At 70.1% G+C, this 4,097-nt stretch carries 1 protein-coding gene; it reads left to right on the top strand.

Annotated elements, in window-relative coordinates:
• A partial coding sequence (locus ACF089_RS35825) for a type I polyketide synthase (protein ID WP_392036396.1) occupies positions 1-4,097 on the top strand: 4,097 nt, incomplete at both ends.

Genomic DNA, 4,097 nt, shown 5'->3' with positions numbered 1-4,097 from the left:
GGGGACGGGGTTTCGCCGTTCCCGTCGGACCGTGGCTGGGACGTGGAGTCGCTGTATCACCCGGACCCGGATCATGTCGGGACCTCGTACACCCGCGAGGGCGGGTTCCTGCACGACGCCGCGGACTTCGATCCCGGGTTCTTCGGGATCTCGCCGCGTGAGGCGCTGGCGATGGATCCGCAGCAGCGGCTCCTTCTCGAAACCTCGTGGGAGGCGTTCGAGCGGGCGGGGATCGATCCGGCGACGCTGAAGGGCAGCCGGACGGGTGTCTTCGCCGGGGTGATGTATCACGACTATGTGACCGGGATCGGTGACGGGGGCGAGCTGCCCGAGGGTGTCGAGGGGTACATCGGGACGGGCAACGCGGGCAGCATCGCCTCGGGCCGGGTCGCGTACACCTTCGGACTCGAAGGCCCCGCGGTCACTGTCGACACTGCCTGCTCGTCGTCGCTGGTGGCGCTGCACTGGGCGATCCAGGCGCTGCGGAGCGGTGAGTGCGAGATGGCGCTCGCCGGCGGCGTGGCGATCATGTCCACCCCCGAGACGTTCGTCGACTTCAGCCGTCAGCGTGGTCTGTCGGTCGACGGTCGCTGCAAGTCGTTCGCGGCTGCGGCGGACGGTACGGGCTGGGGCGAGGGCGTCGGCATGCTCCTCGTGGAACGGCTCTCCGACGCACGGGCCAAGGGCCACCCCATCCTCGCGGTGGTTCGTGGAACCGCGGTGAATCAGGATGGTGCGTCCAATGGTCTGACGGCTCCGAATGGTCCGTCGCAGCAGCGGGTGATCCGTGAGGCGCTGGCGAGTGCGGGTCTGTCGGCGGCTGATGTGGACGCGGTGGAGGCGCACGGTACGGGGACGAGGCTCGGGGACCCGATCGAGGCGCAGGCTCTGCTGGCGACGTATGGCCGGGAGAAGTCGGCGGACCGGCCGTTGTGGCTGGGGTCGATCAAGTCGAACATCGGTCATACGCAAGCCGCGGCGGGTGTCGCGGGGATCATCAAGATGGTCATGGCGATGCGTCATGGTGTGCTGCCGCGGACGCTGCATGTGGATGAGCCGTCGCCGCAGATCGACTGGGAGGCCGGAGAGGTCTCGCTGTTGACGGAGGCGGTGGAGTGGCCGGAGACCGGCCGTCCGCGCCGGGCCGGCGTCTCGTCCTTCGGCATTTCCGGCACCAACGCTCACACCATCATCGAGCAGGCTCCGGACACCGGGGACGCTCCGGTGCCGAAGTCGGCTGCGATGCCGGTGACGCCGTGGGTGCTGTCGGCGAAGGGCGGGGAGGCGCTGCGGGCGCAGGCCCGTCAGCTCCGGTCGTTCGTGCTGGGCACGCCTGAGCTGCGGCCGGTGGACGTCGCCCGCTCTCTGGCGGTCGGCCGGGCGTCCTTCGAGGACCGTGCGGCTGTGGTGGCCGCTGATCGGGAGGGTCTGCTCGCGGGGCTTGAGGTGCTGGCCGAGGGTGGTTCGGCGGCCGGTGTGGTGGCGGGTTCGCCGTCCGGCGGGAAGCTGGCGTTCCTGTTCACGGGGCAGGGGAGTCAGCGGCTGGGGATGGGTGCTGAGCTGTATGAGGCGTATCCGGTGTTCGCGGACGCGCTCGATGAGGTGTGCGCGCACTTGGACGGGCTTCTGGATGTGCCGTTGAAGGAGGCGCTGTTCTCTTCCGAGAGCGGTGCTCTCGATGAGACGGCGTTGACGCAGCCGGCGCTGTTCGCGATTGAGGTGGCGCTGTTCCGGCTCCTCGAAGCCTGGGGTGTCCGTCCCGACTTCCTGTCCGGGCACTCGATCGGTGAGATCGCGGCCGCGCATGTGGCCGGGGTGTTCTCGCTGGCGGACGCCTGCACGCTGGTGGCCGCGCGTGGCCGTCTGATGCAGGCGCTGCCGACCGGCGGGGTGATGATCGCGATTCAGGCGTCGGAGGACGAGGTCCTTCCGCTGCTGACCGACCGGGTGAGCATCGCCGCGATCAACGGCCCCCGGTCTGTGGTCATCGCCGGTGACGAAGACGCGGCCCTCGCGGTGATCGCGCACTTCGCGGACCGTAAGACCAAGCGTCTGACGGTGAGCCATGCGTTCCACTCGCCGCACATGGACGGGATGCTGGAGGCGTTCCGGCAGGTCGTGGAGGGTCTCACGTATCAGGCCCCGGCCATTCCGGTCGTCTCCAACCTGACCGGCGCGCTCGTCACCAACGAGATGTCGTCGCCCGACTTCTGGGTCCGGCACGTCCGCGAGGCGGTCCGCTTCCTCGACGGCATACGCACCCTCGAAGCCGCCGGGGTCACCTCGTACGTCGAACTCGGCCCCGACGGGGTCCTCTCCGCCCTCGCGCAGGAGTGTGTCGAGCGCGAGGACGTGGCCTTCACGCCCGTACTCCGCAGCGGACGGTCCGAGGCGGAGACGGCTGTCGCCGCTCTGGCCGGGGCGCATGTTCGTGGTGTGGAGGTGAGCTGGTCCGGGTTCTTCGCGGGCTCGGATGCTCGCCGGGTGGAGCTGCCGACGTATGCCTTCCAGCGGCAGCGCTACTGGCTTGAGCTGGACCCCGCGGCACGGGGGACGGGCATCACCGATGAGGTGGACGCTCGCTTCTGGGACGCGGTGGAGCGGGGCGACCTGGAGTCGCTCTCGGCGACCGTCGAAGTCGGCGACGAGAACGCGTGGAGCAGTGTGCTTCCGGCGCTGTCGGCCTGGCGCCGGGATCAGCGTGCGCAGTCGGAGGTGGACGGCTGGCGCTATCGGGTGGCGTGGAAGCCGGTGGGCGAGGCTTCTGCCGCGCGGTTGTCCGGTGTCTGGGTGGCGGTGGTTCCGGCGGGTGCCGGGGACTCGGTGCTGGTGGGTGCTCTGGGTGAGTGTGGGGCTGAGGTTCGGCGTGTGGTGGTGCCGGCGGGTGCGGACCGTTCCTCGTTGACGGACCTGCTGGCGTCGGTCGAAGGCCCTGTGACCGGTGTGGTGTCGTTCCTGGCGCTTGAGGGCGATGGGGTGTGGTCGACGGCTGCTGTGGTGCAGGCGTTGGGTGATGCCGGGGTGGGTGCTCCGGTGTGGTGTCTGACGCGTGGGGCCGTCTCTGTCGGTCGTTCGGACCGGTTGGAGTCCCTGTCTCAGGCTGGGGTGTGGGGTCTGGGTCGGGTGGCGGCTCTGGAGGTTCCGGAGCGGTGGGGCGGTCTGGTGGACCTGCCGGCGCTGCTGGACGCACGCGCGGTCGCTCGTGTGGTGGGTGTGCTGGCGGGCGGTGGTGCTGAGGATCAGGTCGCGGTGCGTTCGTCGGGTGTGTTCGGGCGTCGTCTGGTCCGTGCCTCGCGTTCTGACGGTGCGGGTTCGTGGGTTCCGTCGGGGACGGTTCTGGTCACGGGTGGTACGGGTGCTCTGGGCGGCCGGGTGGCTCGCTGGCTGGCGGGCGCGGGTGCCGAGCGCGTTGTGCTGACCAGTCGTCGTGGCCTGGAGGCTCCGGGTGCTGGCGAGCTGGTGGCGGAGCTGGAGGCTCTGGGTGTTGAGGCTGAGGCGGTGGCGTGTGACACGGCCGACCGCGATGCTCTGCGGGTTCTGCTGGAAGGACTGTCAGGCTCGCTGACCGGTGTCGTGCACACGGCTGGCGTCCTGGACGACGGCGTACTCGACGCGCTCACCCCGGACCGGTTCGAGAGTGTGCTGCGGGCGAAGGCGACCTCCGCCCGCAACCTCCACGAGCTGACCGTCGAACTCGGCATCGAACTGTCCGCCTTCGTTCTCTTCTCCTCGATGAGCGGGGCGATCGGCGCCGCTGGTCAGGGCAATTACGCGGCCGCGAACGCCTATCTCGACGCTCTGGCCGAGCAGCGGCACGCTGATGGTCTGGCGGCGACGTCGATCGCCTGGGGCCCGTGGGCCGAGGGCGGTATGGCCGCCGATGAGGCGCTCGACGCCCGGATGCGGCGCGAAGGGCTGCCGCCCATGTCGCCGGATGCGGCGCTGACGGCTCTCCGGCAGAGCGTCGCGTCCGCCGATGCTGCTCTGCTGGTGGTCGATGTGGACTGGGCGCGGTTCGCGCCCGCGTTCACTCTCGTACGGCCCTCCAGTCTGCTTGCGGAGTTCGCTCAGCCCCGGTCTGTGGGCGGTGGGGATGC

The organism is Streptomyces sp. NPDC014894, assembly GCF_043080985.1.
GTDB lineage: Bacteria > Actinomycetota > Actinomycetes > Streptomycetales > Streptomycetaceae > Streptomyces.
This window is presented reverse-complemented; position numbering and strand designations above follow the sequence as displayed.